Source organism: Streptomyces sp. NBC_00154 (assembly GCF_026342835.1).
GTDB lineage: Bacteria > Actinomycetota > Actinomycetes > Streptomycetales > Streptomycetaceae > Streptomyces.
On sequence record NZ_JAPEMI010000001.1, the window covers coordinates 7,717,975 to 7,734,275 of the forward strand.

Consider the following 16,301-nt stretch of genomic DNA (forward strand, 5'->3'; position numbering starts at 1 on the left):
GAACACACATCCTCAGAAATGGATCACAGCATCATGAAGCGCTCACCTCGCACCCTGCGCACCGCCGCCGCCAGCACCTGCGCCATCGCGGCCCTCACCGTGTTCGGCGCCGCACAGCCATCCGGCATCGCCACCGCCAGCAGCGACCCGGCCGCCGCCACGGCCCGCCACGCCACCACCCTCCAGAGCAACCCGAACTGGCCCACGACACGCAGCGGCAACCACGGCATCGCCGTCACCGCCCTGCAGCACCTGCTCACCGCCCACGGCCACGCCGTCTCCCCGGACGGGGCGTACGGCCCGCGCACGGCGGCAGCCGTTCGGGCCTTCCAGACTCGCCATCACCTCAAGGCCGACGCCGTGGCTGGCGCGAAGACCTGGAAGGCCCTCGTCACCACCGTCCGCGCCGGCAACCACGGCTCCGCCGTCACCGCCGCCCAAAAGCTGCTCACCGCCCACGGCCACACCGTCTCCCCAGACGGGGCATTCGGCCCCCGCACGGCGGCTGCGGTTAAGGCCTTCCAGACCCGCAGCCACCTCGATGCCGACGGCGTCATCGGCCCGAGGACCTGGAACGCCTTGCTCACCACGGCCAGGTCCACGCAGCCGACTACACCGAGCACCAGGCCCGGAACCGGCACCTACACGCTGAAGCTCACCAGGAACGGGGAGCAGCCGCTCAACTCACGACTGGCGCTGCTCCGGGGCGGCAAGGTGATCGACTCCTACCGTGCCGGGTCAGGAATGGGCAGCACCGACGAGTGCCGGCCCGACAAGGGGTGGCTGCCCAGCGGGACCTACAAGGTCAAAGGGCACGAGACCAACCGCGGCGGTTGGAACTACAACCCCCGCGTGCAGATCCAGGGCTACGCCATCCAGATCGAGGACAAGACCTGCACTCCCAAGCCTGGCGGCCACAAGCGCGTCAAGCGCACGCAGATGTTCATCCACAGCGAGATGCTCGCCGACGGCACGCAGGCCTTCGACAACCCCTTCAACGGGGATGACTGGTGGCGCTGGGACAACGCCGGCGACTACAGCTCCAACGGCTGCATCAAGCTCGCACCCAACGACCTCAAGGACCTCTTCACCCACCTCAACCGGGCCGGCTGGCCCAAGAATCTGACACTCCACGTCAGCTGACCACACACCCCAGGCCGCGCATCACGTTCGACCTGCGGGTCCCCGAACAGCAGGGAGGCCTGAGCCGCGACGGTTCGGGCCTCCTCCACGGTCCCCGGGGGTGGATGTTCATGCACGCGGTTCCAGGTCCAATAACCAGGCATGGAGCGGGGCACCGATGGGTGATGATGACGCGGTGAGTCTGGACTTGAGTAACTACGAACTCCTCTGGCCCACGACGCTGTTCGTGACCGAGGGCGAGTGGGTCCTGCGTACCACGGGGCCCTCCTGGGAAGATCGAGCGAAGTGGCTTCTGGCCGAGGCCTTTGCCGGCACCACAGCCGGTGCGGACTTCGAGCAGATACCCAGTCACAGGGAGTCGGCAGCCGATCCCTGGGCCACCACAGCCAGCCGCTGGGGCTACCAGGCCGGGAGGGATCGGGATCAGTGCGACTGGTTCGAGGAGCTCATTAGGCGGGCATCCGAGCTCCGGCACGCGGCGGCGCCGCGGCCGTATTGGCCTCAGCGCTACGGCAGCGGACTCTCGCCGGAGGCCAGCACCGAACGAGACGCCCGGCAGGACTTTGCGCGGCTCATCGGCGACTTCGCCGACAACGGATACCTGGTCGAGGTGTTCGGTGAGTACTGCGTCGACGGCCACGATGACCTGCCCGATGCCTCCGAGGTGATTGAGCGGCGCCTGGGCATTCCTGACCTGTGGCCGCTGGCCCGGAGGCGTGGGATGAGGAATCCTTCTACGGCCTCATCGAGGTACTCCACGATTTGGTGAGCCGCCCCCGCATGCGGCGGTATCACAGCTACAGCGGGTGCGGTTGGCACCACTCGGAATTTCACAACGGCCCGGCCCGGGTCCTGTACCGGTGGAAGGTCAACAAGCTGCTGCGCGAGGCCGGCATCGAGTACGAGCTCGCTGCGGAGGGCGAGGACCTCGGGCGCCTGATCGCCGTCACCGACGATGCCCGAAGCCAGCTGGTACATCGTGCTCTCAACGACAGCCCACCCGACGCCACCGCCGGAGTTCGCCACGCCATCGCACTTTTTCGAGGACGTGACACGTCGCCAGAGAGCAAGAGATCGGCGATCTTCAACCTTGGACGCATCCTCGAGGAACGGCGCGCCCTGATCAAAGAGGACCTTGGCGGGAAAGATGAAGGCGCCCTGTTCCAGATCGCCAACGGCTTCGACCTGCGCCACCGCCGGGCCGGCCAGCGCGGCGAGTACGACGAAGCGTTCCTCGACTGGATCTTCTGGTGGTATCTCGCCACGGTCGAACTGACCAACCGGCTGATCGCGTCACGCGGTGGCCCTGCATGAGACCACAGACCAAAGAACCCGAAGCCGTGCAAGCGAGGTCCGCCGGGACCTCGTTCCATGTCCCTCTGCCAACTGAAAGTTGAGAACGAACGTGGATGAGAACGAGGTGCACTGCCCGCGGTGCGGAAGCGCGGACACCGACGTCAAGCCGGGTGACGGCCGCGTCGAGCACGGCCGGTGTCTGCGCTGCGAAAAGGACTTCCACGCCACACCTGGCCCGGTCTGCGGGAGCTACCGCATCGACGGCTCCTATGGCATCTCCGGCATCCGCTTCACGACGCTCCCCGAGACCGTCACGTGCAAGGACTGCCGGAGTGAGATCCCGGCACGCGACCCCGGCCCCGAAGGACCGTCCGAGCCTTAACCGAGGCCCCGCAGTACCGGATCGAGCTCGGCCGCCGCGCCACAGAGGCTGCACGGGTGCTGCGCCGCGTCCAGCGCCCGGCCAGGGACAGGACCGGCGCGCCCGCCCCGCGTCGCGGCAACGTTTTGGAGGCGGCGGAACCTGGGTCAGGGCGCGGGGAGGGGCAGGACTCCATCAATGACCAGATGCCGACCGTAGGGGGTGGGCATGGGCTGCATCTGGACACCGGTGCGCAGCGGCTTCACCGAGAAGCGGAAGCCCTTGATCGGGCCGTGGCAGATGAACCCCGTCGGTGTGGGGATGCCGATGCCGTCGGGGGAGAGCGTGAAGCCGAGCCCCGCGTAGAAGTCCGTCAGCTCCGGTTCGTGCGTGACGTACAGGACGGCCGCGCCCAGCTTCCCGGCCGGGTGCGAGCCTGCCGCCTTCTCCGCTTCGGCGACCAGGGCACGCGCGACGCCCTTGCCGCGCCACTGGTCGACCACCGCGAGGGAGTCCAGGCAGGCGACCAGTCCGGCGATGATGTGCGCGTTGGGTGATCCCATGAGCATGGGGTGGGTGAAGGCCCACGTCGCCGGCAGTGCGAGCGCGCCGCCGATCAGCGCGCCGGACGATGTCTCCTCCACCACCCGTGCGTGCGTGAGCCTCTCCGGATCGAGGCTCTGGTCGATCACGGAGGGAAGCGCCCGCCAGGAGCCGTCGGGGTTGTCCGGGTCGGCCAGCCGGATCACAGGCTTCAGCGGGGCCGCGTCGGATTGGGTTGCGTTCCGGATCACGATGCCCTCCGGCAGGGACGGAACGCTCACGAGGATGACGGCACCCGGCTGTACTCCGGCCCTTTGGGCGGCGGCAGCGTACATGCGCCCGCCCAGGACGTTGCCCGAGTACAGGCGCTCTGCCTCCCTACGCACCGGATTCCCCGACCGACGGGCACCCTTGCGCGCACCGTTTCGCTTCCCCATGACGTCCCTCCCCTTGTCCTCGCGAACCTCCCCCACCCGGGACTGCCTTAACACCTGACAGACGGCGGCGACTTGGGCAGCATCAGCCATAGGGCGCCCGCACCGGCGGAGGGCCCGCCGCTGTCCACAAGCACCCCATGGCTTCCTGGTCGGCATGAGCGATCACGAGCAGCAGCAGCCGGCCCCGCGCCGCAGCAAGGTCCTGGAGGCCCTCGCGCGGGCGGAGCGGAAGGTGTTCACCCGACCCGCGCCGAAATCCGCAAAGGCTCAGGTGAAATTCCTTCTCACGCGCACGAAGGACTCGGCGCGAAACCTGGCGGACCGCCTGGGCGTCTCGACCCGTACGGTGGAGCGCTACCGCGCCGGAAAGCTGACGAAGCCGCAGAAGCGTCTCCAGGCCGCCCTGGTGGAGGCAACCGAATCCGAATGGCAACCGTAGGTCAGGGCACAGGCACGGGAGCAGGCAGCCACCTCCGGCGGCATGATGGTGCACGTCGTCGCCTACTTCGGGTTCACCGCCAGCGGGTCCTCCGACGACGGCCGCGAGCGCCACGTCACCACCGCGATCTTACCCACCTACGCCGCCCAGATACTCCAGCTCCAGGAAGATGGTGCGACGGAGGAGGAGCTGCATTCGATCGTCGCTGAGGCCATCACCGAGTCCTATTTTACGGACTGGGGTACCCGCGGCCAGGGTCTGGTCGCGGATTTTACGCATGTCCAGTCAATAGAATTCGAGTTCTGAAACGGCTGAATTCTGAACCTGCTATAAACCATATGAGACTGAGCGCGATAGTTGGCGGACTGGCGCCTGGGACCGGCACGGTGCGCCGTTCCGGGCGTATGAATGTGCCGAAGCGTCCAGGGAAGGCCAGGTCCGCCGTGGGGGCGCATGGTTGCACGCGGGACGGCGGTGTGTGACATGCCGCTGGTGGCGTAATGGGGTCTTGCACTCGCTGGCCAGGTAACCCTGTATTGCGTCGGTCACGGGTGCAGCTCGTCGGTGCTGTCGTGAGAGTGGATCTTTGGGCGGATCCGGCGAGAGGAACCGGAGATGACTGAAAGGTCTGCGGGGCTGGCCGGACTGCTCGCTGCGGCAGAGGTCCGGATGCCTGTCGAGTCGGTCGAGGTGGTCGCCTTCGAGCTGGCGAGGCGCCTGGGGGCCCGATCTGTTTCCTTTTTGATCACCGACTTCACCGGCAACGCTGTTGTGCGTCTGAGCAACGCCGACGCCGGTGAGGAGCGGGAGCGCATCAGGTTGCCCGGCACCGTCTACGGGCAGGTACTTCGCGAACAGCGGGTGTCCGTCCGCCGAGGCGGGCACCCCGACGGGCAGGTCCAGATCGTTGCCCCGGTGACCAACCGGGGGGATGCCATCGGGCTTCTTGAAGTCTTCCTCCCGAAAGCCCCCGAACCTGCAACCGTGCAGGCGGTCGTCGAGGCGGCGCATGCGCTGGCTTACATCCTCATTGCCAACCGCCGTTTCACCGACCTGTACCAGTGGGGCCGCCGCACCCTCCCCATGAATCTGGCCGCTGAGATCCAGAACACTCTCCTTCCCGACAGTCTCACCTGTGAAGGACTGCAGTTCACGGTCTCCGGCGAGCTGATCCCGACCGAAGAGATCGCCGGTGATACCTTCGATCACTCCCTCGACCGCCACACGCTGCATGTGTCCATCACGGACGCCATGGGCCACGATGTCCGTGCCGCTCTCATCGCGACCCTGCTTGTTGGCGCTCTGCGCAGCGCGCGGCGCGGAGGTGCCGACCTGGCCGACCAGGCGCGGCAGGCTCATCAGGCCTTGCTGGACCACGGCCTGCATGGCCCGTTGGTCACCGGCCAGCTCTTGCGCATCGATCTGCAGACGGGAAGCGTCGGCTTCGTCAATGCCGGTCACCCCTGGCCCTGGCTTCTGCGCGGGGGACGTCTCGAGCGCATCATTCCGGAGATCGATCCGCCCTTCGGTGCCCCCTTGCTGCACCCGCATCGCGTCCAGTCGCTCCAGCTGCGACCAGGTGACCGCCTCATCCTGGTCACCGATGGCATGCTCGAGCGTAACGCCGCTGCCGAGGACCTTCCGGCTCTGATCGAGGGCACTCGCGACCTGCACCCTCGCGAGGCCGTTCACACGCTTACTCAGGCTGTCCTGTGTGCTCAGCGAGGTGTCCTGCATGACGACGCCACCGTGGTCTGCCTGGACTGGCTAGGCACCCGGGACGAGGAGTTCCGAGCGGTTGGGAAGCCGGACTGAGCGCCGCAATTGGCGAATCCCGCCAACCGTGGCGCTCAGCCACACCATATTTGGCGGGCCGCCGTACAGCGCTCTGGCGGCTGCCCGCTCTCTCAACCCACACCCACGAACGCGAGGCCGAAGATGTCCAGGATCTGGCCGCCTGGCGGCGGTGCCCGTCGCCCGCTCTCTCCTCGGGTCGCCGCGCCCCGCGAGCCGGTCGACCCCGCCCGCATCGGCCGGCGCGTGGTGCGCCGCCGCGCCAAGGGCATGGACGCCGACGCCATTGCGTCGGCCCTCGAGGAAGCCCGGTTCGACGCGCGGCAGGACTCGCGGCACGAGCACCTGGCCGACGACGACCGCGGTCGCGCAGAGCTCGCGGAGTGGGAGCGCAGGTCAGGGCGCGCGGTAAGACGCCAGACTCCGAGATCCGTCTACGCAAGCAGATCGTCAAGCTGAAGGAACTCCGCGTCAAGGACGCCAAGGAGCTGTCGCAGTTGCAGACCGACATCGATCACCTCGTCCGCGCCGTCAACCAACTGACCGTGGAGAACCGGCAACTACGCGGTGCGCTGTCGCAGCCCAGTTCCCCGGTCAGAGCACTGCCGACGCAGCCGCGGCCCAATCGGATCCCGTGAACCGCGCTCAGGGGCCCCAGCTCGGCCGTGGGGAACATCGTTACAGCCGTTGGCAAGAACCCTGATCATCCTGGGCCGCTACAGCTTCAACGCCTCCGTGCCGTGCGAGGGCCTACGTCTGCTGCGTGACCCGGACGCGATCGAGCTCGACGAAGAGGGCGCGGAGGAGTAGAGCCCTCAACCAGGTCAGGCCGATCAGCCTTGTAGGGAGCGTGTCCATTCCTGCGCCTGTCGGGGCCGGGCCGTCTATCGCGAACGCCTCAGCTCCACGTCCCGCAGCGGCCCTGAGTCGCATCAGTCGAGGGCGTGGCTGCGGCCGGTCTGCAGGATCTCGTCGGAGAGCTCGGGCTCGACGTGGCATACGGCGCGGGCGAGCATCAGCGCGCCGACCATTTCGCTGAGCAGGCGGATGGCCCTGTGGCGGGCCTCGGCCGGGTCGAGCTCGTGGCCCTTCTCCTCGGCTTCGCGCAGGAACTCGGCGGCGAAGCCGGTGAGGTAACCCTCGACGCCTTCGGCGTACGCGCTCTGCACGGCTTCGCTGTGCCGTCCGGCGTCGGTGACCAGGGAGGCGGAGGGACAGCCGCCGTCCGGGGCGTCACGGTGCTCGGTGGACAGATACCCGGCCACGACCCGCTCCAGCGGAGAGCCGGCCTGGCCCGGACCGTCCTCGATCGTCCGGGCCAGGCCCCCGAGCGAGGCGGCGTAGGAGGCGCCGCACACCTCCACGGCCAGGTCGTTCTTGGAGGCGAAGTGGTTGTAGAAGCCGCCGTGGGTGAGTCCGGCTTCCTTCATCAACTCGGCGATGCCGACCGCGTCGATGCCCTGCGAGCGAAACATGCGGCTCGCCGCTTCGAGGATGTTCTGCCGGTTGCGGGCCTTGTCCTCCTTGGTGATCCGCGGCATGGCCGTCCTCTCGCGTCGCTCTCGGTTTGACATTTTTAATGATGCCTCTCATCATAGCAGGAGAGTTTCAATGATGACCATCATCAATAGTTCGTGGAAGGGGAGCGTCATGCACGCCATCGCCTACGACCAGCACGGAGAAGCCGGGCAGGTACTACGCCTGAGCGAGCAGCCGGCCCCTGCTGCGCCCGCGGCCGGGCAGGTGCAGGTGCGGGTGCTGTCCCGGCCGATCCACCCCGGCGACCTGGCGGGAGTGGAGGGCCTTCCGGGTGGGCCGCGGCAGCGGTTCGCCACGCCACGGATTCCCGGCGTGGAGGGAATGGGCGTCATCGAGACCGTCGGCGAGGGTGTGCAGGATCTGCGGCCCGGTCAGCGGGTGGCGTTCTTCCCGGTGCCGGGCGCGTGGAGCGAACTCGTCACGGCGCCGACCGATCTTGTGGTGCCGGTGCCCGAGGACCTCAGCGACGAGACCGCGGCTTTGATGCTGGTCAACCCGCTGACCCTGCTCTCCTTGCTGCAGGCGGTCGAGGACGCCCAGCACGGCCAGGCCGGTCCGGTGGTGCAGACGGCCGCCGGTTCGTCGGTGGGAAAGCTGGTCAGCGCCGCAGCACTCAAGCACGGCATCCCGCTGGTCAACCTGGTACGCAGCGCCACGGGGGCGCAGACCTTGCGGCAGCGCTTCCCTGGACTGCCGACCATCTCGACGGCCGACGCGGACTGGCGCACTCAGGTCCAGGACGCGACCGGCGGCCGGGGTGCCCAGGTCATACTGGACGCGGTGGGCGGATCCCTGACCGGTGAACTGGCCGGGCTGCTCACCGACGGCGGCACGCTGATCACCTACGGAGGGCTCGGTTCCGGCAGCACGCCGCTGGAGTCGCTCGCGCTGACCCCGCGGGCCCTGACCGTGCGGGGCACGTCCATCTTCCAGTGGATGGCCGCCCGCACGCCTGAGGAACGGGCCGAGGACGTCGCCTTCGCCGCCCGTCTGGCCGCGACCGCCCCGGAACTCTTCGAGGTCGCCGCCAGCTACGACCTCGCCGACTTCGCGAAGGCCATCGACCATGTCCGCCGCCCCGGCAAGAGCGGAACCGTCCTGCTCACCAGCCCCGCACCCTGAACCCCACGAAGGGCACCGCCATGAAGATCGGAACCCTCGGCGCCGGAACCGTCGCCCAGGCCATCGCCCGCCACGCCGTGGCCCACGGCCACCAGGTCGTACTGAGCAACAGCCGCGGCCCCGCCTCCCTGGCCGGCCTCGCCGACGAACTCGGACCGCTCGCCCACGCCGGCACCCCGCAGGAAGCCGCCGCGGCGGAACTCGTCGTGCTCGCAGTCGGCTGGCCCCAGATCCCGGACGCGGTAGCCGGCCTGCCACCCTTCGACGGGCGCATCGTCATCGACGCCACCAACCAGTTCGTCTCCCCGCCCCCGCCCATGAAGATCGCCGACCTGGGCGAGCTGACCGGCAGCGAACACGTCGCCTCACTGCTGCCCGGAGCCCGCGTCGTCAAGGCGTTCAACACCCTCTACGGCCAGTACATCGCCGCCGACCCGCGCCACCAGGCCGGACGCCAGGTGCTGTTCCTCGCCGGTGACGACTCCGACGCCAAGACCACCGTCAAGGACCTCACCGCCGCCTTCGGCTTCGCCCCCGTCGACCTCGGCTCCTTGCGCGAGGGCGGACGCCTCATGCAGCTCGGCGGCCCACTCTCCGGCCTCCACGCCCTCAAACAGGACTGAGCCGGGCCCTCGCCCATTCCTCACTCTCCTCCTCATCCACCCCCCTCAGCACAAGGAAGTTACTCATGACCACCACCCAGCCCCTGTTGCAGCCCGTCCGCCTCGGCGCGCTGGAGCTCCCCAACAGCGTCGTCATGGCCCCCATGACCCGCGCCCGCGCTCAGAACGCCGAGCTGGCCCCCACCGACCTGCACGCGACCTACTACGCGCAGCGCGCCGGCGCCGGCCTGATCGTCACCGAGGGAACCTGGGTCAGCCCCGACGCGGTCGGCTTCATCCACGTGCCCGGCATCTACACCGACACGCAGACCGCCGGCTGGGTGAAGGTCACCGAAGCCGTCCACGAGGCCGGCGGGCGGATCGTCTCCCAGTTCGGTCACCTCGGCGCGGCCTCCCACCCCGACCACCTCGGCGGCCGCCTGCCCGCCGGACCCTCGGCCATCAACCCCGGCGAGAAGTCCTTCACCCCCTCCGGCCCGAAGGACACCGTCACCCCGCGCGCCTACACCGCCGCTGAGATCGCCGCCACCATCGCCGACTACCGCCATGCGGCCGAGAACGCCCGCCGCGCCGGCTTCGACGGCGTGGAAATCCACGCCCAGCAGTCCCAGTTGATCCCGCAGTTCCTCAACCCGCGTCTCAACCAGCGCACCGACGCCTACGGAGGCAGCAGCGAGAAGCGGGCCCAGTTCCTCCTCGACATCCTCGACGCCGTCAGTGACGTGTGGGGCAGCGACCGCATCAGCGTGAAGATGTCCCCGGGCTGGGACAACGGAAACACGTTCACCGCGGACGAGGAGACACTCGCCGACTACGACCAGCTGCTCAAGAAGCTCAACGACAGCAACCTGGCCTACCTGCACCTCCTGGGCACCCCCGGCACCATCGAGGAGCGCATCGCCCTCTTCTCCCGGTACCGCGCCCACTACCAGGGCAACATCGTCGCCAACCTCGGCTTCACCCAGGCCCTCGGCAACGAGATCCTCGACCACGGGATCGTCAACGCGGTCTCCTTCGCCGAGCCTTTCATCGCCAACCCCGACCTGGTCGAGCGCTTCGCGCAGGGCCACCCGCTGGCCGACGCCGACCGGGGCACCTACTACGCCGGTCACAGCGAGGGCTACACCGACTACCCCGCCTTCACCGCCAACTGAGCAACTACGTCTTCCGGCGCCTTTGACGGTTGATCGGAGGCCCGCCGCGCCCGCTCCTCGCCACAGCGAGGAAGCGGCGCGGCGGACCTCGGACGCGCCGGCTGGAGGTGACTTGTGCACCCTGGCTCAAAACCGTGCGCACGGACCTGTTCGGAATCGGCGCAGGCAGGAACTCAGGACCGACTGCGGGACAGCGACAGGCGGCCGCGCCGCCTCACGCCGGACACCCCAGGCCTGGCAGCTTGGGGCGCGTTGAGAGCGGGCGGCTCGGCCGGCTACTTGCCCGCAGCGACCACGAATTCCCGGCGGCCCGTGAGCATTTCATGGCGCGCTTTCTGGTCCCGCTCCAGCTGCTTCTTGCGCGTCGCCCGGGCCTCGGCCGATCCAAGAAGCGTCGACACGCTGAGCCCAACCGGCGGACCATACTGACCGAATTCGTTCTCGATCTCGTATATCTCCTGTTCTCGGTCGGGCTCCGGCTTCCCGGCTCGCACTGCCCGGTCGTCTTCGGATCTGATCTCCATCACCCTGTCCCGTACCCACGCCAGTGACACGGCGTCGGAAGGGACGCTGTTGCGGGGGTCGTCGAGCATGGCTTCCTCGTGGTCTGCGCTGCTCCGCAGCTCGCGAAGCATCTTCTCCTCAGGATTTTCTTGGAGCGCTTCGTTGCTCATTGGGCCGACCGCTCGGAACTGGATGCGCTCTGCGACCTCGACTGGGCCGACGCCCGACTGGAACACGAGCTGCACCCTCAGAAGCTGTGACCGCATCCTTCTCTTTGTCGCCGGCGATGGATCGTTCAGCACCGCGTCAACGGCCACAAGAAAGTGGCCTGCAGCCTTCAACCGGTCCTGCGTGTACGACGACTGCGACGTGGTCCGGGACGCCAGGTCCGCTGCCCGGGACGCCGTACCCGATGCCAGAACCGCCGAACTGAGAGCGACGGCAGCGGCGACGAGGGCGGCCACGGTTGTAGCGACTGCCGTGGCAAGGGGAAACCACTCAGGGTTCTCATACAGGCATATTGGGCATCTGGGCTTTCGTCGAAGCTCCATTTGAGGGAGTCCAGAGCAAGCCGTCCCGAGTTGGGGCCGGTCGCTTGTCGCGCGCTCACAAGAAGCGGCCCGGCGCTGGAGACAGTCCTGCACGGGCACGGCACCCGGTGCTCAGTCACCACGATCACGCCACCCCCGGCATGCTGCCCGCGCATCCTGCCAGACGGGCTGCAACCGCCCGCTGGCGGACTACGTGCAGTTCGCCCACGCACTGCCGGAGCAGGTACTCAGCTGCGCGATGGCCAGCTGCGTCCGCGGCCGCGTCCGCATCCGCCTCAGTCCCCCGGTGGCGACGGCACGCCTCGTAGGCGGCGTCGGCCTCCGCCACCGCTTCCCGCGACTCCAGCAGCCGCCGCAGTGCGGCCGCTCGCCGGTCATCGAGGATCTGTTGGGCGACCTGCGGTGTCGTGTACGCGATCCAGTCCGGATCTGCGTCCGGATCGCAGGCCTGCTCGCATGCCGCCGTCAGCAGCGCGCGGGTGTCCTCTCGCACTGCCGGATGAGCTCGGCGACCGAGGTCGCGTCGGACAGATCCGCTCGCACGGCGACCGCCAGGTCGACCGCCTCCCGCACCAGCTCCTCGGTACGCCGCCGGTAGGAACACCCCGGACACAGGCCAGCGGATCCGGGCAGCCCGCAGTCCGCACACGCCGCCTGCCTGCGCGCCTCCTGCACGTCCTCCTCGAGGGCGCGGCGCCGCGCGATGGCCTGCCGCCGCTGCGCGACCTCGCGCTCCGCCCGGGTCCGGCGGAGCTGCGCCCGCTGCTCCTCGAGGACGTACTCCTCCCGCAGCCGCCGGCCGATCTCGGCCCGGCGCTCGGCGGGAAGGGCGTACGGCATGTCAGCCTCGACCGCGGCCGGGACCCGGGCCCGCAGCGAACGCCGGATGTGAATGACATTTCCGCAGCTCGGGCAGTCATCTCCCGTATCCGGGCGGATGCCGTCGTCGCACCTCCGGTCCGGGCATGCGGGGCGCTGGACCAGACCCCGACCCAGCAGCCGGCGCATCGGATCCCGGACCAGTGCCTCGCCTCCGACCTCCCGCAGCCGGTCGACGAGACGGTTGGCGAGCACCTGCGGGGCGGCCGCCGGATCCACGATCCCGGACAGGACCACCAGGGCCTGCTCAACGGCTGGAAGGGCTACAGCCCTTTGGCCATCGCGGAGTTGCTCCCACAGGTAGGCCACCGGAGCTAGAGCCACCTGCAACCGAAGATCGTCGGGGTCGGCCTGGCGCTGCCTTCAGTCACGATGAGGTGCACGAAGGGTGCTGTCGCTGCCTGTACCGTTTCGGCCGGACGAAGCCGGGCGACGTGCAGAGCCGCGTGCTTCTGCCGGATGGAGATGGCGCGGGCACCGGAGTCCTTGGGCATGCCCGAGGCCAGGGTCACCCACCCGCCCTCATCGAGCGGTGCGTTGATGTCCAACTGTTCGTAGCCCGGAGTCACGTTGGCCGTGTCGGTGGGTCAGGGTCGCTGTTCGCTGCAGTCCTCTTCGGTGCACTCGAGAGCGGTGAGGGTCTGGTCGGCCTGCTCGCTGGTCAGGGGAGGTTCGGGCAGTTCGTGGGCGCCCTGGGTGCGGAAGGCGTCGAGCATCAGGTGGAGGTGGCGGCGCCAGGCCCGGGGGGCGATGGTGCGGGTGGCCTGGATGATTCCGGCCTGGGACCAGATCACGAAGGCGATGTCCTGCGGGGTGACGTCGTCGCGCAGGGCGCCCTGTTCCTGGGCATTGCGCATGATCTGGGTGCAGATTTCCTTGGCGCGTTCGTGCATTTCGCGGCCGGCCGCGTGGAGGGGGAGCCGTGCCGAGACCAGGTCGTTGAAGGCGCGGTCGCAGGCCTGTAGCTGGCAGAGTTTCTCCATGTAGCGGCAGAACCCCTCCCAGGCGTCGTCCATGGCCGCAGCTTCTTCGGCGGCGATGAGCAGTTCCGTGTACTTCACGTTGAAAAGCGTTTCGACCAGGGCGAGCCGGGTGGGGAAGTGGCGGTAGAGCGTGCCGATCGCGACGCCGGCCTCGCGGGCGACGCCCTCCAGGGACGCCCCGAGGCCCTGCTCGGAGAAGGCTGTGCGGGCGGCGGCCACGATCGCGTCCCTGTTGCGCTGTGCGTCACGGCGCAGAGGTTTCGCCGGTGACTCGCTCGCGGACGTGGCGTGGTGGTGGCTCATGGCTCGACAGTAACATGAGGCACCCCTCCAATTGGATTGTTGTCATGTTTCCGATCGCAATCTCGCGCCTCCGACGTGCTGTGATGATGCTCACTGCAAACATGAGGCGCCCCTCGGGTACGGTGGCGGAGTCGAACGTGAGGCACCCCTCCGGATGACCTTGAAGCCAGCCGACTGATCCGGGATTTCCGGATCTCGGTTCACATGGAAGCGGCGCCCGCCGGATCGGCGAAGCCGCGGCAGTTTTGTAAGGGAAATGACCATGAGCAGCATGACGAAGCGCCTCTCGATCGCACTCGCCTCCACGGCACTGGCCGGCGGAGCGCTTCTCGGAGCCGGTGGCTCGGCGTCGGCAGCCACGACTTCGGTGCCCGTGCAGCACACGCAGTACGTGTCCGCGACCAGTAGCGAGCAAGTCGGCCGCCACACGGACGGCGCCCACCGCGGGCTGGACACTGTGCGCTACGTACGGGCGGCGGACCACGAGGGCGAGGCGGCGTCGTGGCACGGTGTCAGTGCCGCTCGTTGGTACGAGGACCAGGTCGACGAGGCGGCGTCGTGGCACGGTGTCAGTGCCGCCCGCTGGTACGAGGACCAGGTCGAGTGGTCCCTGAACCACAGCTGACGCGGCCCGGGCCGCCCCACTCCGAAACGGCGGCACCTGCCCGGACAGCAGCACGGCCGCACCCCCGGCCGACCGGGATCCCGGATCGCGCCCCCACGGCGCTCCGCACCCGCATCGGGACGACCACCGCACGCAAGATGAAGGCACTCCGGCCCCAGCGCCCGCCACGCCGACCACGGCCAGGCCCGCACCCGCACATGAACTTCGCCGGCCGCATCCCCGGCCGACCGCTTCCCCGCACACCGTGACACCCCGCCGGACCAGGCAGGTCCTCTCCACACCGGGACGGTCACCCGCGACGCGAACACCACGCCACGCCCGGTCCCGCCCGGCTGTCCCGGCACTCACCGGACCCCGCTCACGCAACCCACTTCGACGTCCCGGCGTCCAACTCCACGACGGACGGCCGCCGATCACCCAAGAGAGCGCGTGGCGAATGCCCGGACACCGGGCTTGCCCGGCTCTCCTACGGCCAGGCGCACGCCCTGCTGGACGACCACACCGCACTTCGGGGGCCGGGCACAGGCTGGGATCTGCACGAGTACCGCCACTCCTAGCTGACCCACTTCGGCGAGCAGGGCGCGTCCCTGTTGATGCTGATGGCGAAGTCCCGGCACAAGAAGGCGGAGAACGTCCGCCGCTACTTCAAACCGTCACCAGAGGCGATTGCCGGGCTCACAAGCCTGCTCGCTCCCGGGGGCAGCAATCGCTGAGCCGCGTTCCTTGATCCTTCTCGGTGGCAACGGCGGAGGCGGAGAGGAGCGTCGCAGCGGCGAGGCTGCCCCAGAGGGCGGCCGGGCCGTGGGGTGCGAGCGTGGTGATGACCGCCGGGGAGACGGCGAGGCCGAACCCCGTGGAGAGCTGGAAGCGAGCGAGGGCGCGTCCCAGGACATGGGCCGGGGCGAGGGCGGTGACGAGCGCGGTGGCGCTGCCGGCGTAGATGATCTCGCCGATCGTGCAGACCACGGACACCGTGGCGATGGCCGGGGTACCCCAGCCGTGTCCCAGTGAGGTGGCCGCGAGGAAGCCGAGGTAGGACGCGGCCAGCACCACGCCAGAGAGGGCCAGCACGGTCCGCCGGGAGAAGCGGGACATGAGGACGGTGACCGGCACCTGCAGAGTGACGACCAGCGCCGTGTTGGCCACGAAGACGGCTGCCGGCCATACCGGGGACGCGTGGAGCTGCGTCACCAGGACCAGAGGGAGCGCGATCTCGGGGACGTTGAGGCAGAAGACGTAGACCACATTGGCGGCAAGTAGCGCGAGCATCCGGGGTGCGGGCTCGTCGTCCCGGTCCTTGGCCGGGGCGGCCTCCGCTGGATATGTGTGCACGTGGACCGACCACGCCAAGGCGGCTGCGGCAAGGTAGGCGAGCGCAGTGACAGCTGCCAGCGCCCGCAGTGCGGTGGTGCCGCCCGCCAGGCATACGGTGGCAAGGAGTGCTCCGACGCCCAGGGCGGCGTTGCGCAGGGCGCGGGCCCCTGCGAGGGCGGTGTCGCGTTCTCGGCCGTGGGCGACCGTGGCCACGAGGGCGGCGTGGGCGGTCGGCCATGCCTGGTTGCCGATACCGAGGAAGAGTGCCGCCGTCGTGAAAAGCCAGACGTGCCCCGCTGGGGCGGCCAGCAGCAGCGCCACGCCCAGCACCCGCACCAGCATCGACGCCGCCACGACCGTGCTGCGTGCGCCGCGGTCCAGCCATCGGCCCACTGCGGGCATGCACACCAGACCCGCGACGATGCCGACCGTCATGGCGGTGCCGGTGACCGGAGCGGACAGCCTCAGTACCTTCACGCCGTAGAGCAGCAGAAAGGGCCGCAGCAGGCCGGTGCCTAGCGCGTCCACGGCCAGGGCGACGGCATAGCGGGGACCACCGGAGGCGCGGACGAGGGCGCGGGGCTGGATTCTGGTGATGGTTGCCATGGCGTCAGACGGTGCGTTCGGCCGCTGGGGCAGGGCACGTCGGTTGACGCACATCGTCAATCGACGCCGTCGCCAGGTTGTCCGG

At 69.0% G+C, this 16,301-nt stretch carries 18 protein-coding genes and 2 pseudogenes; 13 read left to right on the top strand and 7 right to left on the bottom strand.

The window, feature by feature from the left end:
• Window positions 1-33 precede the first annotated feature (33 nt).
• The 3 genes and pseudogenes from OHA03_RS34805 (at window position 34) to OHA03_RS34820 (ending at window position 2,821) form a co-directional block, all read left to right on the top strand.
• Window positions 34-1,143 carry a peptidoglycan-binding protein gene (locus tag OHA03_RS34805; RefSeq protein ID WP_267007634.1) on the top strand — a complete coding sequence of 370 codons (1,110 nt, stop codon included), beginning with the start codon at window positions 34-36 and terminating at the stop codon, window positions 1,141-1,143.
• Between the two features lie 157 nt (window positions 1,144-1,300).
• Window positions 1,301-2,457: pseudogene (locus OHA03_RS47900) on the top strand (hypothetical protein).
• 91 nt (window positions 2,458-2,548) lie between these two features.
• Complete coding sequence (locus tag OHA03_RS34820; protein WP_267007637.1) at window positions 2,549-2,821, top strand: hypothetical protein; 273 nt, start codon at window positions 2,549-2,551, stop codon at window positions 2,819-2,821.
• A gap of 146 nt (window positions 2,822-2,967) precedes the next feature.
• On the opposite strand, the gene OHA03_RS34825 is transcribed toward OHA03_RS34820, so the two are convergent.
• A complete protein-coding gene (locus OHA03_RS34825) occupies window positions 2,968-3,624 on the bottom strand; it encodes a GNAT family N-acetyltransferase (RefSeq protein WP_267007638.1) in 657 nt (218 codons plus the stop codon).
• A 310-nt stretch (window positions 3,625-3,934) separates the two neighbouring features.
• On the opposite strand from OHA03_RS34825, the gene OHA03_RS34830 reads away from it, so the two are divergent.
• The 5 genes from OHA03_RS34830 (at window position 3,935) to OHA03_RS34850 (ending at window position 6,823) form a co-directional block, all read left to right on the top strand.
• Window positions 3,935-4,219 (top strand): hypothetical protein, encoded by a 285-nt coding sequence (locus tag OHA03_RS34830; protein ID WP_267007639.1) that lies wholly within the window; start codon window positions 3,935-3,937, stop codon window positions 4,217-4,219.
• Window positions 4,220-4,261: 42 nt separating this feature from the next.
• Window positions 4,262-4,525, top strand: a complete 264-nt coding sequence (locus tag OHA03_RS34835; protein ID WP_267007640.1) for a hypothetical protein — start codon at window positions 4,262-4,264, stop codon at window positions 4,523-4,525.
• Window positions 4,526-4,888: 363 nt separating this feature from the next.
• Window positions 4,889-6,034: a PP2C family protein-serine/threonine phosphatase gene (locus OHA03_RS34840; RefSeq protein ID WP_267007641.1), complete on the top strand. Its 1,146-nt coding sequence runs from the start codon at window positions 4,889-4,891 to the stop codon at window positions 6,032-6,034.
• Between the two features lie 362 nt (window positions 6,035-6,396).
• A complete protein-coding gene (locus OHA03_RS34845) occupies window positions 6,397-6,651 on the top strand; it encodes a hypothetical protein (RefSeq protein ID WP_267007642.1) in 255 nt (84 codons plus the stop codon).
• A gap of 49 nt (window positions 6,652-6,700) precedes the next feature.
• Complete coding sequence (locus OHA03_RS34850; protein WP_267007643.1) at window positions 6,701-6,823, top strand: hypothetical protein; 123 nt, start codon at window positions 6,701-6,703, stop codon at window positions 6,821-6,823.
• 122 nt (window positions 6,824-6,945) lie between these two features.
• Here OHA03_RS34850 and OHA03_RS34855 read toward each other — a convergent pair whose 3' ends face one another.
• Window positions 6,946-7,554 carry a TetR/AcrR family transcriptional regulator gene (locus OHA03_RS34855; protein WP_267007644.1) on the bottom strand — a complete coding sequence of 203 codons (609 nt, stop codon included), beginning with the start codon at window positions 7,552-7,554 and terminating at the stop codon, window positions 6,946-6,948.
• 70 nt (window positions 7,555-7,624) lie between these two features.
• On the opposite strand from OHA03_RS34855, the gene OHA03_RS34860 reads away from it, so the two are divergent.
• From OHA03_RS34860 to OHA03_RS34870, 3 genes are all read left to right on the top strand, one after another.
• Complete coding sequence (locus OHA03_RS34860) at window positions 7,625-8,674, top strand: zinc-binding dehydrogenase (protein WP_267007645.1); 1,050 nt, start codon at window positions 7,625-7,627, stop codon at window positions 8,672-8,674.
• Window positions 8,671-9,297 carry an NADPH-dependent F420 reductase gene (locus OHA03_RS34865; protein WP_267008263.1) on the top strand — a complete coding sequence of 209 codons (627 nt, stop codon included), beginning with the start codon at window positions 8,671-8,673 and terminating at the stop codon, window positions 9,295-9,297. The genes OHA03_RS34860 and OHA03_RS34865 overlap by 4 nt, the downstream gene beginning before the upstream one ends.
• A gap of 65 nt (window positions 9,298-9,362) precedes the next feature.
• Window positions 9,363-10,451 (top strand): alkene reductase, encoded by a 1,089-nt coding sequence (locus tag OHA03_RS34870; RefSeq protein ID WP_267007646.1) that lies wholly within the window; start codon window positions 9,363-9,365, stop codon window positions 10,449-10,451.
• A 275-nt stretch (window positions 10,452-10,726) separates the two neighbouring features.
• Here OHA03_RS34870 and OHA03_RS34875 read toward each other — a convergent pair whose 3' ends face one another.
• From OHA03_RS34875 to OHA03_RS34895, 4 genes are all read right to left on the bottom strand, one after another.
• The gene (locus OHA03_RS34875; protein ID WP_267007647.1) at window positions 10,727-11,419 is read right to left on the bottom strand and encodes a hypothetical protein; all 693 of its coding nucleotides are present in this window, start codon (window positions 11,417-11,419) and stop codon (window positions 10,727-10,729) included.
• Between the two features lie 211 nt (window positions 11,420-11,630).
• Window positions 11,631-11,999 carry a hypothetical protein gene (locus OHA03_RS34880; RefSeq protein WP_267007648.1) on the bottom strand — a complete coding sequence of 123 codons (369 nt, stop codon included), beginning with the start codon at window positions 11,997-11,999 and terminating at the stop codon, window positions 11,631-11,633.
• A complete protein-coding gene (locus tag OHA03_RS34885; protein WP_267007649.1) occupies window positions 11,972-12,622 on the bottom strand; it encodes a hypothetical protein in 651 nt (216 codons plus the stop codon). Before OHA03_RS34885 ends, OHA03_RS34880 begins: the two co-directional genes overlap by 28 nt.
• 350 nt (window positions 12,623-12,972) lie before the next feature.
• Complete coding sequence (locus OHA03_RS34895; RefSeq protein WP_267007650.1) at window positions 12,973-13,671, bottom strand: TetR/AcrR family transcriptional regulator; 699 nt, start codon at window positions 13,669-13,671, stop codon at window positions 12,973-12,975.
• A 262-nt stretch (window positions 13,672-13,933) separates the two neighbouring features.
• Between OHA03_RS34895 and OHA03_RS34900 the strand changes: the two genes are divergently transcribed.
• Complete coding sequence (locus OHA03_RS34900) at window positions 13,934-14,296, top strand: hypothetical protein (protein ID WP_267007651.1); 363 nt, start codon at window positions 13,934-13,936, stop codon at window positions 14,294-14,296.
• Between the two features lie 437 nt (window positions 14,297-14,733).
• Window positions 14,734-15,009 (top strand): annotated as a pseudogene (locus tag OHA03_RS34905) (site-specific integrase); the annotation flags it as partial.
• Here OHA03_RS34905 and OHA03_RS34910 read toward each other — a convergent pair.
• Window positions 14,972-16,216: an MFS transporter gene (locus tag OHA03_RS34910; RefSeq protein WP_267007652.1), complete on the bottom strand. Its 1,245-nt coding sequence runs from the start codon at window positions 16,214-16,216 to the stop codon at window positions 14,972-14,974. The pseudogene OHA03_RS34905 and the gene OHA03_RS34910 sit on opposite strands and share 38 nt — an antisense overlap.
• Window positions 16,217-16,301 lie beyond the last annotated feature (85 nt).